This window comes from Halomonas sp. MES3-P3E (assembly GCF_002836035.1).
GTDB classification, from domain to species: domain Bacteria; phylum Pseudomonadota; class Gammaproteobacteria; order Pseudomonadales; family Halomonadaceae; genus Vreelandella; species Vreelandella arctica.
In genome coordinates this window covers 125,311-142,267 of the sequence record NZ_PJBT01000183.1, presented here as the reverse complement: position 1 = coordinate 142,267, position 16,957 = coordinate 125,311, and the positions used below count along the sequence as shown (strand labels likewise).

General features: G+C 50.7%; 18 protein-coding genes. 17 read left to right on the top strand and 1 reads right to left on the bottom strand.

Translation table 11 applies throughout. The features are described from left to right. The 12 genes from CXF87_RS14060 (at position 1) to CXF87_RS14005 (ending at position 11,719) form a co-directional block, all read left to right on the top strand. Positions 1-510, top strand: coding sequence for a hypothetical protein (locus CXF87_RS14060; protein ID WP_008957476.1), 510 nt, complete (start codon positions 1-3; stop codon positions 508-510). A 32-nt stretch (positions 511-542) separates the two neighbouring features. Continuing rightward, entirely contained in the window at positions 543-1,592 is a 1,050-nt protein-coding gene (locus tag CXF87_RS14055; protein ID WP_008957475.1) for a COX15/CtaA family protein, read from the top strand. A 13-nt stretch (positions 1,593-1,605) separates the two neighbouring features. Further along, the gene (gene cyoE, locus CXF87_RS14050; RefSeq protein WP_035586677.1) at positions 1,606-2,523 is read left to right on the top strand and encodes a heme o synthase; all 918 of its coding nucleotides are present in this window, start codon (positions 1,606-1,608) and stop codon (positions 2,521-2,523) included. Between the two features lie 123 nt (positions 2,524-2,646). After that, positions 2,647-3,114, top strand: coding sequence for a DUF2489 domain-containing protein (locus tag CXF87_RS14045; protein WP_101147037.1), 468 nt, complete (start codon positions 2,647-2,649; stop codon positions 3,112-3,114). A gap of 332 nt (positions 3,115-3,446) precedes the next feature. Continuing rightward, entirely contained in the window at positions 3,447-4,316 is an 870-nt protein-coding gene (locus CXF87_RS14040; protein WP_101147036.1) for an OmpA family protein, read from the top strand. Positions 4,317-4,534: 218 nt separating this feature from the next. Then, positions 4,535-6,457 (top strand): threonine--tRNA ligase, encoded by a 1,923-nt coding sequence (gene thrS, locus CXF87_RS14035; protein WP_101147035.1) that lies wholly within the window; start codon positions 4,535-4,537, stop codon positions 6,455-6,457. 60 nt (positions 6,458-6,517) lie between these two features. Continuing rightward, positions 6,518-7,009 carry a translation initiation factor IF-3 gene (gene infC / locus CXF87_RS14030; RefSeq protein ID WP_008957470.1) on the top strand — a complete coding sequence of 164 codons (492 nt, stop codon included), beginning with the start codon at positions 6,518-6,520 and terminating at the stop codon, positions 7,007-7,009. Positions 7,010-7,091: 82 nt separating this feature from the next. Continuing rightward, on the top strand, positions 7,092-7,286 hold the full coding sequence (gene rpmI, locus CXF87_RS14025; RefSeq protein ID WP_007114345.1) for a 50S ribosomal protein L35: 195 nt from the start codon (positions 7,092-7,094) through the stop codon (positions 7,284-7,286). Positions 7,287-7,350: 64 nt separating this feature from the next. Next, positions 7,351-7,704 (top strand): 50S ribosomal protein L20, encoded by a 354-nt coding sequence (rplT, locus tag CXF87_RS14020; protein ID WP_007114344.1) that lies wholly within the window; start codon positions 7,351-7,353, stop codon positions 7,702-7,704. A 159-nt stretch (positions 7,705-7,863) separates the two neighbouring features. Further along, on the top strand, positions 7,864-8,883 hold the full coding sequence (gene pheS, locus CXF87_RS14015) for a phenylalanine--tRNA ligase subunit alpha (protein ID WP_101147034.1): 1,020 nt from the start codon (positions 7,864-7,866) through the stop codon (positions 8,881-8,883). 26 nt (positions 8,884-8,909) lie between these two features. Then, on the top strand, positions 8,910-11,291 hold the full coding sequence (gene pheT, locus CXF87_RS14010) for a phenylalanine--tRNA ligase subunit beta (RefSeq protein ID WP_101147033.1): 2,382 nt from the start codon (positions 8,910-8,912) through the stop codon (positions 11,289-11,291). A gap of 128 nt (positions 11,292-11,419) precedes the next feature. After that, on the top strand, positions 11,420-11,719 hold the full coding sequence (locus tag CXF87_RS14005) for an integration host factor subunit alpha (protein WP_035579533.1): 300 nt from the start codon (positions 11,420-11,422) through the stop codon (positions 11,717-11,719). Between the two features lie 148 nt (positions 11,720-11,867). Here CXF87_RS14005 and CXF87_RS14000 read toward each other — a convergent pair whose 3' ends face one another. Beyond that, positions 11,868-12,074, bottom strand: coding sequence for a DUF2788 domain-containing protein (locus CXF87_RS14000; protein ID WP_008956864.1), 207 nt, complete (start codon positions 12,072-12,074; stop codon positions 11,868-11,870). 141 nt (positions 12,075-12,215) lie between these two features. On the opposite strand from CXF87_RS14000, the gene CXF87_RS13995 reads away from it, so the two are divergent. From CXF87_RS13995 to clpX, 5 genes are all read left to right on the top strand, one after another. After that, positions 12,216-12,680: a flavodoxin gene (locus CXF87_RS13995; RefSeq protein ID WP_101147032.1), complete on the top strand. Its 465-nt coding sequence runs from the start codon at positions 12,216-12,218 to the stop codon at positions 12,678-12,680. A gap of 3 nt (positions 12,681-12,683) precedes the next feature. After that, positions 12,684-13,061, top strand: a complete 378-nt coding sequence (locus tag CXF87_RS13990; protein ID WP_101147031.1) for a hypothetical protein — start codon at positions 12,684-12,686, stop codon at positions 13,059-13,061. A gap of 258 nt (positions 13,062-13,319) precedes the next feature. After that, a complete protein-coding gene (gene tig, locus CXF87_RS13985) occupies positions 13,320-14,672 on the top strand; it encodes a trigger factor (RefSeq protein ID WP_101147030.1) in 1,353 nt (450 codons plus the stop codon). Between the two features lie 68 nt (positions 14,673-14,740). Further along, positions 14,741-15,358, top strand: a complete 618-nt coding sequence (gene clpP, locus CXF87_RS13980) for an ATP-dependent Clp endopeptidase proteolytic subunit ClpP (RefSeq protein ID WP_101147029.1) — start codon at positions 14,741-14,743, stop codon at positions 15,356-15,358. A gap of 74 nt (positions 15,359-15,432) precedes the next feature. Continuing rightward, positions 15,433-16,713 carry an ATP-dependent Clp protease ATP-binding subunit ClpX gene (gene clpX, locus CXF87_RS13975; RefSeq protein ID WP_101147028.1) on the top strand — a complete coding sequence of 427 codons (1,281 nt, stop codon included), beginning with the start codon at positions 15,433-15,435 and terminating at the stop codon, positions 16,711-16,713. Positions 16,714-16,957: the final 244 nt, after the last annotated feature.

The window sequence follows — 16,957 nt, the reverse complement described above, 5'->3', positions numbered from 1 at the left end:
ATGCAGGATGCTAAACACACTCGCCGCCAGCGGCTAAAATTAATGCTGATCTTTGTGATATTCGCGTCTCCCATGCTTGCCGCCTGGGGTATGGTCGAGTTTCGTATTGGTATTCCTGATCGCCATACGGCACATGGTGATGTGGACCTGGCGTTACCCGCTCTTCATGAATGGCCATTAACAACGCCTGCCGTGAGTGAAGAGGACAAGTGGATTCTGGCATTTGACTGCACCCTGCAGTGTGAAGCACGCCAAGATGAATTGTGGCGCCTACATCGTGCTTTAGGACGCGAAGCGCCGAGATTAACGCGTTTGCGCATCGGCGGAGAGCTTGAACCATTACCGGGCGAAGTGACCAGTGAATGGCAGCGCTTTCCCTCATGGCGGAAAGAAAACTCAGTGTGGTTGCTCGATCCTTCAGGGCGTCCGGCGCTAGCATTTGATGAAAACGTCGCGACCAAATACGTGCTTGACGATATACAGCATCTTTTTAAAGTAAACCCCCTATGAAGCGCACTAATCCCTGTTGTTAAGGAAGCATCATGACCGATTCCTATGAGCGCCGCTTGCGTTGGTTAGTGCGATTAACGTTAATAGGCACCCTGTTTACCGCAGTGGTAATGCTGGTTGGTGCATGGACACGGTTAGTCGATGCTGGTTTAGGCTGCCCTGATTGGCCAGGTTGCTATGGAAAGCTACTGGTCCCCGATAGCGATCATGCCACCCTGCGCCATCCCGATGTGCCATTAGAACCGTTTAAAGCGTGGGTGGAAATGGCCCATCGCTACATCGCTAGCTTGCTAGGGCTGGTGGTAATAAGTGTTGTCGCGATGGGTTGGCCATTGCGACAACGGTCAGGTTACCCATGGCGGCTAAGTTTGACGCTCTTAGTAGTTATTATATTGCAGGGTGCCTTCGGTGCTTTCACGGTTACGCTACAGCTCTGGCCGCAAGTCGTCACTCTCCACCTGTTGGGTGGGCTGAGTGTATTACTACTGTTCTTTTGGTTACACCTACGCTTACGTCGTGCTCGTAAAAAATCCATCACTGAGCCGCGCCTAGCCAATGCCTGGTGGGGTATTGCGGCATGTTTGCTGGTGGTGCAGTTAGCGTTGGGTGGGTGGGTGACTAGCAACTATGCAGGCATCGCTTGCCAAGGATTCCCTACCTGTAATGGTCAGTGGTGGCCTGAGTTGGATGTAAGCGAGGGTTTTCATTTTACCCAAACTGTTGGCCCTAATTATTTACATGGGCAGCTACATGCTGATGCACGCACTGCTATCCATGTTGTTCATCGCTTAGGCGCACTCATGTTAGGAGCCGGGTTGGTTGCGCTTTGGTTACGATATCGGCATTGGCAGAATGTCGCTAAACCTCTAGCGATTGTGGTTTCTCTATACATGCTGCAAGCTATTTTAGGTGTCGCTAACATATTGTTATGGCTGCCTTTATGGCTTGCGTTGTTACATACGGCAGGGGCCATTGCACTATCTGTTGGTCTAGTGTGGGCTTGGTGGTGCTGGCGTTACAATGAAGCTGGGGCTTGTTCAAAGAATTCTAATCCGTTTTATCGCAACGTTATTGCTGACTAAAGAAGGGGGGCGCATGCGAAATATAACAATGACACTACCTTCGGCCTTGCCTTCAATGGTGTGGGGGTGGAGGGAGTTACTTGGGCTCTGCAAAATTAAAGTAGTGGTTGTTATGTTGGTATGTGCCGCTGTGGGGATGGCATTAGCGACCCCAGGCTTGCCACCACTAACGAAAGTAATCCTTGGTTTGGCTGGTATCGGCTTAGCCTCTTGTGGTGCAGCTGCTTTTAATCATGTCATTGACCGCCATTTGGATGCGGTAATGACGCGAACTTCTCGTCGTCCAGTGGCGAGTAAACGGCTACCCGTGACAATCGCGTTGGCTTGGGCGTGCTTGCTTTCTGTTGCCGGTGTTACGCTATTAGCTTGGCAGATTAACGTCTTAACGGCTGTGCTAACCTCTGCTTCTTTGATCGGTTATGCATTGATTTATACTGCTTTTTTAAAGCGGGCTACGCCCCAAAATATTGTTATTGGTGGCGTGGCTGGCGCGGCACCACCATTGCTAGGTTGGGTTGCCATTACTGGTCAAGTATCTTCTGAGCCGCTGTTGCTAATGCTGATTATTTTTGCTTGGACGCCGCCACACTTTTGGGCACTGGCGATTCATAAATGTGATGATTATGCACGAGCAGGCATCCCAATGTTGCCTGTTACCCATGGTCTTCCGTTTACACGGCTACAAATTTGGTTGTATGGCTGGCTAACGGTTTTAACCACTCTACTACCGGTAATGATCGGGATGAGTGGGGTGCTTTATTTAGTCATTGTGATAAGCCTGAATGCGCGCTTTATGTTTTGGAACTGGCAGGTTTGGCGCGGTCACGATGCTACTGCACCTATCGGCGCTTTCTGGTTCTCAATTCGCTACTTATTAGGCGTTTTCAGTGCGCTATTACTTGATCACTACGCTGCGGCGCTTGCTTGGTGATCCGAAGACGAGATGGGCAGGTATGCAGTAAGAGGAGAAGCAAGCCTAGGTGCTATTGGCAAAATAGTGGTATAAAGGTGTACAATTTTCGTCAAGCAATTTATTCGCTTAATGAGGGGGGTCATGAACTCAACAGTAGCGCTGGTATTACTCGCCTTGGCGATTGCAGTCATTGTGGGGCTGTGTTTCTACGCATGGTCGCTGCGCAAAGAGGTAAGTCGTCGAGAAGCTTATCGGCGCGATGAAGATGCTCGTGCCCAACAAAACAGTTTAGAAAACCTCGATTATGTCGCGAGTGCTTTGGTTCAGGAGCAGGTCGATATCACGGAGGGGGCTTGGCGTTGTAAGGTTCTACTTGAGATTATCGATCCTAGTTTAACGGAACGAACTGAATTTAAGGCTTTTGCCGAGCACTATCGTCGCACTCAACATTTGAATACGCATTCCGCCCGGCAGCAGTTGACTGCTCGAGAGCGTATGCAGGAAGACAAAGAACGGTTGATGGCAGAAAATGACATGCGCGAAGCCGTATTGAAAGCTGCTCAAGCAGTATTAAAATGGCGTGCCAAAGGCAAAAGTGCGTTGCATTAACTATTAATTTTGAGCGGTATTAACCGCCAAAATGCATAGCAAGCTAATTTTTAGTGCCCATCGTGGCAATTTTGCTATGCTAAATGATGTCGGTATTGGCAAGAAGTTGATATCTTGGCATTGTTGCCTTCTAGCGCTTAAGCGTTAATGATAGGCACAATGTTCTGTAGTGGCTGGGTACTGAGTTATGGGTATGTCGTCATAAATACTGAGGGCTTGGTTATTCAGCTTAATACAGAACAGGCGAAAAATGGATGCTCTCGCAATAAGAAGCATTGGATAGATTTGGTCACTTATGACCATTTCAGCATTGGATCAAGAAGGAGTCTTGCATGAAAAAATCAACGACTGGATTGCTAATCGGTTCCGCACTGGTAGTCGGTCTTTCTGGCTGTGCCAGCTCGGCCTCACAGTCTTCCGGCCAATCAAGCGCTAGCAGCGACAGCAACTGGTATCAGCACCCGGCAGTATGTGGTCTGGCTGGGAGCGTTATCGGTGGCAGTATTGGCTATGCTACCAGCAGTAATTCTGACGAAGAAAACGGTGCCGCTATAGGTGCCACTGCTGGTGCTGCTATCGGCGGTTTGCTATGCGCTGACCGCACGCCTGAGCCGGTTGCACCGCAGTGCCCAAGCTATGGCGAAGTGCCGGCTGGTGTTGCTGTTGATGCCGAAGGTTGCCCGCTAGATTCTGACGGTGACGGCGTGCCTGACTACCGTGATCAGTGCCCAGGTACTCCTGCTGGCGTAGAAGTTAACGCTAACGGTTGCCCGCTTGATTCCGATAATGACGGTGTTCCAGATTACCGTGATCAGTGCCCGAACACCCCTGCAGGCGTAGAAGTTAACGCACTGGGTTGCCCGGATAGCGTCGTTCTGCAAGATGTTAACTTCGAGTTTGATTCTGCTCAGTTAACTTCCAACGCTCAGAATGTACTTAACGGTGTTGCTGAGCGTTTGGTCAGTAACCCTGATGTTCGCGTAAGCATCGAAGGCCACACTGATTCACGCGGTTCTGACGAGTACAACAAAAACTTGTCACAAGAGCGTGCTCAATCAGTTGCTAACTACTTGGCAAGCCGTGGCGTAGAAGCTAACCGTATGCGTGCAGTAGGTTACGGTGAAGAGCAGCCGATCGCGTCTAACGAGACTGAAGAAGGTCGCTTCCAGAACCGTCGCGTTGAATTGGATGAGTGGAACTAAGTTCACTTATCTTCTGAGGTTTGTAGACGACTTATAAACGGTTAACTGCAATCCACAGGTACAGAAACGGGAGGCATATGCCTCCCGTTTTTATTTTAAGCGGTAGGTAACTCTGCTAATCTTGTCGCTGTTTTTAGTGGGGCTTTTGCACCCTCCAAGACCATTGATAGCGAAATGTGATCCTTGGTATGGATCACCACTGCGCTCAAGGAACATGAATGCCTATTGTTACTCTGCCTGACGGCAGTCAAAAAACATTTGAAGCACCGCTGACCATTATGCAGCTCGCAGAATCCATTGGCCCTGGTTTGGCTAAGGCCTGTATCGCTGGGAAGATTGATGGTTTGCTGGTAGATGCCGCTGATTTAATCGAGCAAGATGCGAGCGTTGCTATTATCACAGCGCGTGACGCTGAGGGGTTGGAAATAATTCGTCACTCCTGCGCTCACCTAATTGGTCATGCGGTTAAGCAAATGTATCCCGATGCCAAGATGGCGATTGGGCCAGTCATTGAAGATGGCTTTTATTACGATATTGAATTCGGTCAGTCGGTCACGCCGGAAGACCTGGAGGCGATAGAGACGCGCATGCAATCATTGATTGAGCGCGAGTACGATGTGGTTCGCGAATACGTTGATCGCGACAAGGCAATGTTGACCTTTTTGCATCGTGATGAGCCTTACAAGCAGGAAATTGTTCGCGATATCCCTGATGATGCGACCATCAGGCTTTATCATCACGAAGAGTACACCGACATGTGCCGCGGCCCGCACGTGCCTAACACCCGCCACTTAAAAGCTTTCAAGCTCACTAAGTTGGCAGGGGCCTATTGGCGTGGCGATGCTGCAAACACCATGCTGACGCGTATCTACGGCACCGCATGGGGCGATAAAAAACAGCTTAAGGCTTACGTAAAACGGCTTGAAGAGGCAGAGAAGCGCGATCACCGTAAATTGGCGCGCCGACTGGACCTTTTTCACATGCAGGAAGAAGCGCCGGGAATGATATTTTGGCACCCTAACGGCTGGGCGCTATGGCAGCAGATCGAACAATATATGCGAGGCGTTTATAAAGAGGGTGGCTACCAAGAAATTCGCTGCCCCCAGATAATGGATGTATCGCTTTGGAAAAAGTCAGGGCACTGGGACAACTACGCAGACGGCATGTTCTTTACCGAGTCAGAAAAGCGTGAGTATGCCCTCAAGCCTATGAATTGCCCTGGTCATGTTCAGGTATTTAATTCTGGCTTACGTAGCTATCGCGAGCTCCCCGTTCGTTTTGGTGAGTTTGGCGGTTGCCACCGGAACGAGCCTTCAGGCGCTTTACACGGTATCATGCGCGTTCGTGCATTTACTCAAGACGATGGTCATGTTTTTTGTACCGAAGCTCAAGTTGAGCCAGAAGTAACTGACTTTCATCGTCAAGCGTTGAAGGTGTATAGCGACTTCGGCTTTGAAGATATTGCTATTAAAATTGCTCTTCGCCCCGAAAAACGCATTGGTAGTGATGAGGTTTGGGATCGGGCAGAAGATGCACTGCGTAGTGCGTTAAAAACTTGCGATGTAGAATGGCAGGAACTTCCTGGCGAAGGCGCGTTCTATGGCCCCAAGATTGAATACCATATGAAAGATTGCCTGGGACGCGAGTGGCAAGTGGGTACTATGCAGGTAGACTTTATGATGCCAGAGCGACTTGGTGCTCAATATGTGACAGAAGAGGGGCATCGGAAGCCGCCAGTAATGTTGCATCGTGCTATCGTTGGCTCTATGGAGCGTTTCATTGGCATCTTGATTGAACATTATGCAGGCGCTATGCCATTATGGCTTGCGCCACAGCAGGCAGTCGTCATGACTATCACCGATTCACAGCGTGAATATGCGCTTGATTTGGAGAGCCGTCTGCAAAAAAGTGGCTTACGTGTTAAAGCGGACTTGAGGAACGAGAAGATCGGCTTTAAAATCCGTGAGCATACGTTACAGAAAGTTCCCTATCTCCTTGTGGTAGGAGATAAGGAAGTCGAAGCTGACTCAGTGGCCGTGCGAACACGCAGCGGCGAAAACCTCGGTACAATGACGGTCGATGAATTTATTGAACGCCATACTGCCGAGAGAGCAGCCCTGGCGACATCGTCAATTGCCTAAGGAGACGGAACGATCAAGAGAAGCAACCAGCGAGGGCGTCCAGCAGATAAACGCCCACCAATGAACGAGCGAATTGTCGAAGAAGAAGTACGTCTTATTGGTAGCGACGGTGAGCAGTTGGGTGTTGTGCCCACCACCGAAGCGCTAGAGCGTGCAGAATCTGAAAGCTTAGATCTCGTGCAAATTTCGAATGCCGATCCCATCGTCTGTAAGATTATGGATTACGGCAAGTTCGTTTTTGAGACCAAGAAGCAGAAAGCGGCTCAAAAGAAGAAGCAGAAGCAAATCCAGGTTAAGGAAGTTAAATTCCGTCCTGGCACCGACGAAGGCGATTATCAGGTCAAGCTTAAAAACCTGACGCGCTTTTTGGAAGGTGGTGACAAGGGCAAAGTCACACTGCGCTTCCGTGGTCGTGAAATGGCGCACCAGGACATCGGTCGTAAGCTGATGGAAAGGATTGCGGCAGACCTGGAAGAGATCGGAGCGGTAGAGTCTTTCCCGAAAATGGAAGGGCGCCAGATGATCATGATTATTGCCCCGAAAAAGAAGTGATCCAACGGCGATGTCAACGGGCCACCGTTAAACAGGTGGTCGGCCCTGGGTTTTCTAAAAAATATCGAGCGGAGTTTTCCTCATGCCGAAAATCAAAAGCAACAGCGGCGCTGCCAAGCGCTTCAAAAAGACTGCTAATGGCTTTAAGCACAAGCAGTCTCACCGTAGCCACATCTTGACCAAGAAAACGACCAAGCGTAAGCGTCAACTGCGTGGAATGAAGCAAATCCATGCGTCTGATAAAGCGCTTATCCAGCGTATGCTGCCGAATCTATAAGTCGGGTTTTCGTTTTTCTGAGTGCAAAATTTTTTCGCCTCAGCCTTAAAGTCAGGAGTGTGTTATGACTCGAGTTAAACGTGGCGTAGTAGCGCGTCGTCGCCATAAAAAAGTATTAAAGCTTGCTAAAGGTTACTACGGTGCCCGTTCACGCGTTTTCCGCGTTGCCAAGCAAGCCGTTATCAAAGCTGGTCAGTATGCTTACCGTGACCGTCGCAACCGTAAGCGTCAGTTCCGTGCGCTATGGATCCAGCGTATCAACGCTGGTGCACGCGTCAACGGCATGTCTTACAGCCGTTTTGTTGGTGGCCTCAAGAAAGCCGGTATCGAAATCGACCGTAAAGTATTGGCCGATTTGGCAGTACACGAGAAGGCCGCATTTGCTGCCATCGTGGAAAAAGCCAAGGCTGCCCAATAAGGTAGTTTGCATTGGGTGATTGCCCATGCAATGTGCCTGAGGTCATTTCAGAGTGACCCATCCAGGGGAAGAGCAGCCGCTCTTCCCCTGTTTTTTTGCCACCTTCAACGTGCCACGCCATCCTTAGGGGTGGACACCGCTTAATTCGGAGTGAAACGGATGGATCACCTTCCTACTCTGGTATCTGAGGCTCGCGACGCCATTCAGGCTGCGCAGAGTGTCGCTGCACTAGACGAATTACGAGTACGCTACTTAGGTAAGAAAGGTGAGGTAACTGCCTTGCTGAAAGGCCTGGGGAGGCTGTCAGCAGAAGAGCGCCCTGCGGCGGGTGAACGTATTAATCAGGCCAAGCAAACGCTGGCCGACGAAATTGATACTAAGCGAGCGCAACTTGAAAGTGTTGCGCTCAATGCCCGTTTGGCCGCTGAAAGTATCGATGTCACGTTGCCAGGGCGTGGCCAGGTCGAGGGTGGTCTACATCCGGTGACGCGTACGCTTGAGCGTATAGAGGGGCTGTTCACGCGTATTGGTTATGATGTGGCAGTAGGGCCTGAAATTGAAGACGATTATCACAATTTTGAAGCGCTCAATATTCCTGCCCACCACCCTGCCCGTGGCATGGCGGATACCTTCTATTTTGATGCCACCCGCCTTTTGAGGACTCACACCTCACCCGTGCAGGTGCGCACCATGAAAAGCAGTGAGCCACCCATCCGTATTGTTTGTCCAGGGCGTGTTTATCGCAGCGACTCGGATTTAACCCACACGCCAATGTTCCATCAAGTGGAAGGGCTGTTGGTTGATGAGGGTATTAGCTTTGCTGATCTAAAAGGGACGATCGAAGACTTTTTGCAGGCATTTTTTGAACGTGACGACCTATCCGTCCGTTTCCGTCCTTCCTACTTTCCATTCACAGAGCCATCAGCCGAAGTCGATATTCAGTGTGTGATGTGTAGTGGTGCGGGGTGTCGTGTATGTTCCCATAGTGGCTGGTTGGAAGTGATGGGTTGCGGCATGGTACATCCTGAAGTCTTCCGCCACTCGGGTATTGATACCGAGCGCTATACCGGGTTTGCCTTCGGAATGGGGGCTGAGCGTTTGGCAATGCTGCGCTACGGCGTGAACGATTTACGCCTGTTCTTTGAAAACGATCTGCGTTTTTTACGTCAATTCGCTTAAGACCGCCGCCGAATACAGGATCAACGATGAAATTTTCAGAACAGTGGTTGCGTGAATGGGTTTCGCCGCAGCTTGATACACAGGCCATGGCCGACCAAATCACCATGGCGGGCTTGGAAGTTGACGCTGTTGAGGCAGTTGCTGCCGAATTCAGTGGAGTGGTGGTGGCAGAGGTGCTGAGTAAAGAGAAGCACCCTGACGCAGATAAGCTCAGTGTGTGTACCGTTGATGATGGCAGTGGTGAGCCTGTCCAGGTTGTCTGCGGGGCGCCTAATGTCGATGTTGGCCAGAAAGTGCCCTTTGCCCAGGTGGGCGGTGTCTTGCCGGGCGACTTTAAAATCAAAAAAGCCAAACTGCGTGGCGTTGAGTCACGGGGTATGATTTGTTCGGCATCTGAATTGGGGCTTGCAGAAGAGACGTCACCAGGCATTCTGGTGTTGTCAGCAAGTGCTCCAGTGGGTGCTGATTTTAGAGAATTCATGCACCTGAATGACATGACCATTGAGGTCGACCTGACGCCCAATCGTGGTGATTGCTTAAGCATTAAAGGGTTGTCGCGTGAAGTGGGAGTGCTTAATCGGCTGGCGGTGATCGGCCCTGTAATAGCGTCGGTGTCCACTGAGGTTGACGATAGCTTTGCGATTAGTGTCGAGGCGCCAGAGCAATGCCCTCGCTATATGGGCCGGATTATTAAAGGTGTCAATGTTAAGGCTGAGACGCCTCTATGGATGGTTGAGCGGCTGCGTCGTAGCGGCGTACGTTCTATTGATCCTGTCGTAGATGTCACTAACTACGTGATGCTTGAGTTGGGCCAGCCGCTACATGCTTTTGACCGCGATAATCTTCAGGGTGGCATGGTTATTCGCATGGCCACGCCGGGTGAGCGTTTAACGCTGCTTGATGGTCATGAGGTGTCGCTACGCCCTGAAACGCTGGTCATTGCCGACCATTCTGGCCCGCTAGCGATGGCAGGCGTCATGGGTGGTGAAAACTCAGGCGTTAACGAAAACACTCAGACTATTTTCCTTGAATCTGCGTTCTTTACGCCGCTTGCTATTGCTGGCCAAGCGCGCTCTTACGGTCTGCATACTGATGCATCGCACCGTTTTGAGCGTGGAGTTGATCCACAGTTAACGCCCATTGCAGTCGAGCGGGCTACACAGTTACTCATTGAAATTTGCGGTGGCCAAGCCGGGCCTGTTGTTGAAGCGCTAAGCGTTAAGCATATGCCCGAAGAGCGCTCAATCTTATTGCGCAGTGCCCGTTTAGAGCAGGCGCTATCCAAGACGCTAGATAGCGATGATGTGACCGATATTCTTCAGCGTCTGGGGCTTGATGTCAGCATCCAGGGTGCCGATTGGGCCGTCACCGCGCCTACTTGGCGCTTTGATTTGGCCATTGAAGAGGATCTGATCGAAGAGGTGGCACGTATCCATGGCTATAATAATTTGCCGGTACGTCGTCCTGCAGCACGCTTGGCGCTTCGCTCTTCGGACGAGGCGACGCTGACTCAGTCGCAGTTGCGTCGTCAGATGGTCGCACGTGGCTTTCAAGAGGCGATCACCTACAGCTTTGTAGCACCTGAGCTGCAAGCGACGCTGTTACCAGACGCCATAACGCCTGTGCTTGCTAACCCTATCTCGGCTGATTTGTCGGTGATGCGGGCCAGCTTGTTTCCTGGCCTGGTTCGTGCCATGGAGTACAACCTCAATCGTCAGCAAGCCCGCGTGCGTTTATTTGAAACCGGGCTAGTATTTAACGGTGAGCTGGATGCTTTGTCACAGGTGCCGATGCTGGGTGCGTTAGTGTGTGGCCCGCGTGAAGCGGAAGGGTGGAGTGGTGCTAAGGATCGCGTCGATTTTTATGATCTTAAAGGTGATCTAGAAAGCGTCATCGCCTTGGGTGGCGAAGCCGATGCTTGGCGGTTTGAGCCCGCTGAGCACCCAGCGCTCCATCCTGGTCAAAGTGCCCAGCTATTGCATAACGGTGAGCCTGCAGGCTGGATTGGTACTCTGCACCCACAAGTACGAGCAACGCTGGGCTTAAAAATGGATGCCGTGTTGTTTGAGGTGCGCTTAGATGCACTTAGCCAAGGCCGAGTTCCTGCGTTTGAGCCGCTGTCACGCTTTCCTGAGGTGCGCCGTGATTTGGCGTTTATACTCAATGAGTCGACACCTGTGCAGGCATTGCTCGATTGCGCCAAGCAGCAAGCGGGGGAGTATCTGCAGGATATCAAGCTATTCGATGTCTATTCAGGTAAAGGTGTAGCCGAAGGGCATAAGAGTATTGCGTTGGGCTTGACCTGGCAGCATCCATCGCGCACGCTAAACGACGAAGAAATCAACCAGTTGGTCGATTCAATTGTGACACAAGTGCGTGTCAAGCTGGATGCGGAGCTGCGCGGCTAATAAAAATCGAAGAGATTAATTAGGCCTCGCCACGATGCTTATCACGTTCTTGGCAATGCGTTTTGCTACTGTATGGTTGATACAGTGTGATTGTTGCTGTATCTGCTTAAAGGATAAGGAGAAGCCTTATGGGTGCGTTGACCAAAGCAGAACTGGCTGAGCATTTACATGCTGAGCTAGCCCTGTCCAAGCGAGAAGCGAAGGCCATGGTCGAAGCTTTTTTTGAAGAGATTCGAGCCTGTCTTCGTGAGAACGAACAGGTGAAGTTATCGGGGTTTGGTAACTTTGACCTGCGTGATAAGCGCGAGCGGCCAGGGCGAAACCCGAAAACCGGTGAAGAAATTCCGATTTCTGCCCGGCGGGTAGTCACGTTTCGCCCAGGGCAGAAGCTTAAACAGCAGGTAGAGCATTATGTGGGCGGTGAGTAGCATTTTGGGTTCTAGGTGTATGGGCATCTGATTCATAAGCTTTAGGTTCACAACACTAGATCATCTCATGCCCTTTACAAGGAGTGCCTATGGGCGCTCCTTTTCTTGTTATAGCGTCGAGTCTCAAGTCATGAGGGGTATCTTGCGACTACATGCCACCACCTTCTATTAACCACGTAATCACCACCTTGATAACGTAACCCAGCATGCCTGCTCCCAACACGACAAACAGCATGATGGTGCCAAATTTGCCAGCGTTGGATTTTTTAGCCAAATCCCAGATAATAAAACACATAAATATAATTAATCCCCCGATCATTATCGGGGTGATCCACGTCTCAAAGGTTTGCTGCATAGTGACTCCTGGTTGACGGTAATGAGCTGGCCATGACGTTTTGTGTTTCATTCTAACCAGCCATGTTAATATTTGAGCAAATTCATCGGGTATTTGTCGACTTGCGGGTTGGCACTGTGACACTTTGACAGGGGAGTGACGATGCCGAAGCTTAATATTTTGGTGGGTACCATGTACGGCGGTGCCCTTGATGTGGCAGAGCAAGTGAAGCCCCTATTTGAACAGGCCGGTTACGCTGTAGAGGTTGTTGAGCAGCCATCTGTCGATGATATTGTCAGTGGTGACGCCGATTTGGCGCTGTTTTGTGTCTCGACCACTGGCAGTGGAGATTTTCCCGGCAGTTTTGTGCCCTTTGTCCGGCAGTTGCGTGATCAAAGTCCCGCGCTTACCACGCTTCGCTACGGGCTCATTGCACTCGGTGATAGCTCGTATGGGGATACTTTTTGCGGCGCAGGCCGCGCGCTAGACGAGTTGCTGGCGGATTATGGCGCGACTCGCTTAGGGGAGCGCCTAGAAATCGACGCCATGGAGACCTTTATGGCCGACGATGCTGCTGTGCCCTGGGTGGAAGAGTGGATCGTTAACCAGCAGTTAAAGGTGGCTTGAGCGATGCAGCGAACGCCCACCTCACCTGAGCGCATCAGTGTTGCGCTGGGCTTATGTGTCGTTATGCTGGCAACCCTGCCACGCTACATGGCAGGCGGGCATGAAACCCGCCAGACGCTGATTTTCTTCGCCTTAGCACTGGTGGCTTTCGCGACTATTATTCAGTGGCGCTTATTGGCGGTGGAGGCGCGTCGCCGCTTGCCACAACTATGCAAACGGTTAGCCGTTATGTTACTGCTAGGAATGGTCGTAATGGGTGGTTGGCACGCGCTGTTTACGGAGTGGATTAGTTGGCAGGTGTTCATTTCCCATGGTGCAACGCTTGGCGTACTGATGCACACAGTAGGTCTATGGTGGGCTGGCGAGCGCCAAGCTCACTAGTGTTTTGGTATAGCGATTGAAAAAGTCGCCGCAAGACGTACAAAGCAGTAGAATGGTATAAATTACGCAGCATGGGGCTAATAATGAAGCTAAACACGCCTTAAAGCGGTTAATTGCTCGCTTATTCCCTTGTTTTTAACATCACTGCCCCCATGTTGCGAGCATGGCGCTTGCCACTATGCGTTGGGGTTCTTAAAATTACCCCCTTGAACTTATTACATGCAATCAACACAACGCCCAGCCGTTAGAGGACAATTCATGCAAGTTTCTGTCGAGACGACCTCCCAGATCGAACGCCGCATTACTATTCAAGTGCCGGCTGCCGAAATTGACGAGGCCGTTAGTGCTCGCTTGAAAGACACCGCGAAGAATGTTCGCTTGAATGGTTTTCGCCAGGGCCGGGTGCCAATGGCAGTAGTCCAGCAGCGCTACGGCCAAGATGTACGTAACGAGGTAGTTAGCGAAGTAATGCGTGAGCGTTACGTACGCGCTATTACTGATGAAGGTCTCAACCCGGCGGGTTTTCCGCAAATTGAACCTTCCGTTAATGAATCAGGCAAAGACCTTGAATTCGTGGCGGTAATGGAAATCTACCCGCAGGTAGAGCTGGCTTCAATTGAAGGCACTGATATAGAACGCCCGGTGGTGTCCGTTAGCGATGCAGATGTCGATGAGATGATCGATACACTGCGTAAGCAAAATGCCACATGGGAAGAAGTTGATGCCGCCGCCGCCGATGGTGACCAAGTCACTATCGACTTCCAGGGCTATATTGGTGATGAACCGTTCGAAGGCGGTAGTGCCGAAGGTCACACACTGGTCATTGGCTCCAATAGCTTTATTCCAGGTTTTGAAGAGCAGTTAATTGGTGCTAAAGCGGGCGAAGAGAAGACCCTTAACGTCACGTTCCCTGATGACTACCAGGCTGAGCACTTGGCTGGCAAAGAAGCTACTTTCAAGGTGACGGTTCACAAAGTCAGCAGCCAGAAACTGCCCGAAGTTGACGCTGAGTTTATCGAGCGTTTTGGCGTTGAAGGCGGCGATCAGGAAAAATTCCGCGCCGAAATCAAGAAGAACATGACCCGCGAAGCATCACAAGCCGTTGATAACCGGGTTAAGCAGCAAGTACTTGATGCGCTTAAAAAGGTGAATGAAATTCCTGTGCCGAGCGCACTGGTTCAGCAAGAAACAGATGGCATGAAGCGTCAGGCGGCTCAACAGTTTGGTTTAGGCGAAGATTTTGATGTTAGCCAGCTGCCCAATGAACTTTTCGAAGAGCAGGCTAAAGGCCGAGTTCAGGTTGGTTTGTTACTGGCAGAAGTCATCAAGGCAAACGAACTTGATGCCGACGATGATGCTATCAAGGCAAAAGTAGCCGAGCTGGCTGAGCAGTATCAAGATCCTGATGAAGTGGTTAGCTACTACATGGGTAACGAACAGCTGAAAACCCAGGTGAAATCTGCCATTCTCGAAGAGAAGGCGGTGGCTAAGTTACTTGAGCAAACGAACATTAAAGACGTTGAAATGTCTTATCAGCAAGCCCTTGCCGCTGCGCAACAGCAGGCTGAGCAAGATGAGGGTGCTGAAGAAGGCGAGCAAGCTAGCGCCTAACACCCTGGAACGTGGCGCACCTTTATGTCGGTGCGCCTTTCCCTTCCCGGACGCAAGGAATCACCTGAATGAGTGAGTTTGATATTCAAAACGCCGGCGGTTTAGTGCCCATGGTGGTTGAGCAGAGCGCCAAAGGGGAAAGAGCCTACGACATCTACTCACGCCTTTTGAAAGAGCGTGTGATCTTTTTGGTAGGCCCTGTAGAAGACTACATGGCTAATCTGGTCGTCGCTCAGTTACTGTTTCTGGAGTCAGAAAATCCAGATAAAGATATTCACCTGTATATTAACTCGCCAGGTGGTTCGGTCACCGCGGGGATGTCGATTTACGACACTATGCAGTTTGTGAAGCCGGACGTGTCTACGGTATGTATTGGCCAAGCGGCCAGCATGGGTGCGCTGTTATTGACAGCAGGTGCTGCTGGTAAACGTTACTGCCTGCCCAATTCACGGGTGATGATTCATCAGCCGCTGGGTGGTTACCAAGGCCAGGCTTCTGACATTGAAATTCATACCCGTGAAATTCTGGGTATTCGCGAAAAGCTGAATCAAATCCTTGCCCACCATACGGGTCAAGATATTGAAACTGTCTCGCGTGATACAGATCGGGATAATTTCATGAGCGCCAATAAAGCCAAAACGTATGGCTTGATTGACGCAGTGCTGGATAAGCGGCCTACATCCTGATAGCGTAATAGGATTCTGCTTTTCTAACGAGCTTTTCCGGCGGCGTAAGCCGCCGCAGTGATAGAGGTATGCGAATGGCCGACGGCAAAGGCAAGGACGAAGGTGGCAAGCTGCTCTACTGCTCGTTTTGTGGAAAGAATCAAAACGAAGTACGTAAGCTGATTGCGGGCCCGTCCGTTTATATCTGCGATGAGTGTGTCGACTTATGTAATGACATCATTCGCGAGGAAGTTCTCGAAGCCGATGCCGAGAGCGATGAGGAGCGTTTACCTACGCCTCGCGAAATACGTCATACGCTTGATGACTACGTCATCGGACAAGATCGCGCCAAAATGGTGCTTTCTGTAGCGGTGTATAACCACTACAAGCGCCTGAAAACAGACGTGCGCGACGGCGATGTAGAATTAGGTAAATCAAACATTCTGCTGATTGGCCCTACTGGTAGCGGTAAAACGCTGTTAGCGGAAACGATGGCGCGGTTACTGAATGTACCTTTTACCATTGCGGATGCAACCACACTGACGGAAGCTGGCTATGTCGGTGAAGATGTCGAAAACATCATCCAGAAGTTGTTGCAGAAGTGCGATTACGACGTTGAGAAAGCCGAGCGCGGGATTGTTTATATTGATGAAATCGACAAGATTTCACGCAAATCGGATAATCCTTCAATTACGCGTGATGTCTCGGGTGAAGGCGTCCAGCAAGCATTGCTGAAGCTGATTGAAGGCACGACGGCTTCTGTGCCACCTCAGGGTGGACGCAAACATCCCCAGCAGGAATTTGTCCAAGTTAACACAGGCAATATTCTGTTCATTGTTGGCGGTGCGTTTGCGGGACTGGATAAAGTTATTCGTGACCGTGCTGAGAAGGGCGGTATCGGCTTCAATGCAGCGGTGAAAAGCAAGGAGTCCTCCCGCGGGGTGGGTGAGCTGCTGGCTGACGTAGAGCCTGATGATCTGGTGAAATTTGGCTTGATTCCAGAATTTGTGGGGCGTTTGCCTATCATCGCGACGCTGATGGAGCTTACCGAAGATGCACTGGTGCAGATTCTGACCGAGCCTAAGAATTCCCTGGTTAAACAGTACGCTAAGCTGTTTGAAATGGAAGATGTAACGCTTGAGTTCAGAGATGAAGCGCTACGTGCTGTGGCTGAAAAAGCGATGGAGCGTAAGACTGGCGCCCGTGGCTTGCGCTCTATTCTAGAGTCAGTGCTGCTTGACACCATGTACGAAATTCCATCGCTTGAAGGAGTCAGTAAAGTTGTTATTGACGGTTCAGTGATTGCCGGTGAGAGCGAGCCTCTTTTGATCTATTCTCAGCAAGAAGAAGCGCTAGTCGACGGCACTGATGGTTAGTAGCTAGTTGACCAGTCGGCCCAGCTTTAACCGCTTGCGCTAAAACCAAGGGGTCGCTTAGGCGACCCCTTGTTGTTGAAGAGCCCTGCCGCTAAAGAGCTGTGCTGTTGAAAAGCTTTGTTGTGAAGTGTTACTGCCTAGTCCGCTCAATGCTAATGTGGTTAAAAATCGCTTACTGACGACTGCGCAGTACTTTTCCAAGTACTCTTTTTTAAGTACTCATCCGATTTGCCGAGGAACGTCT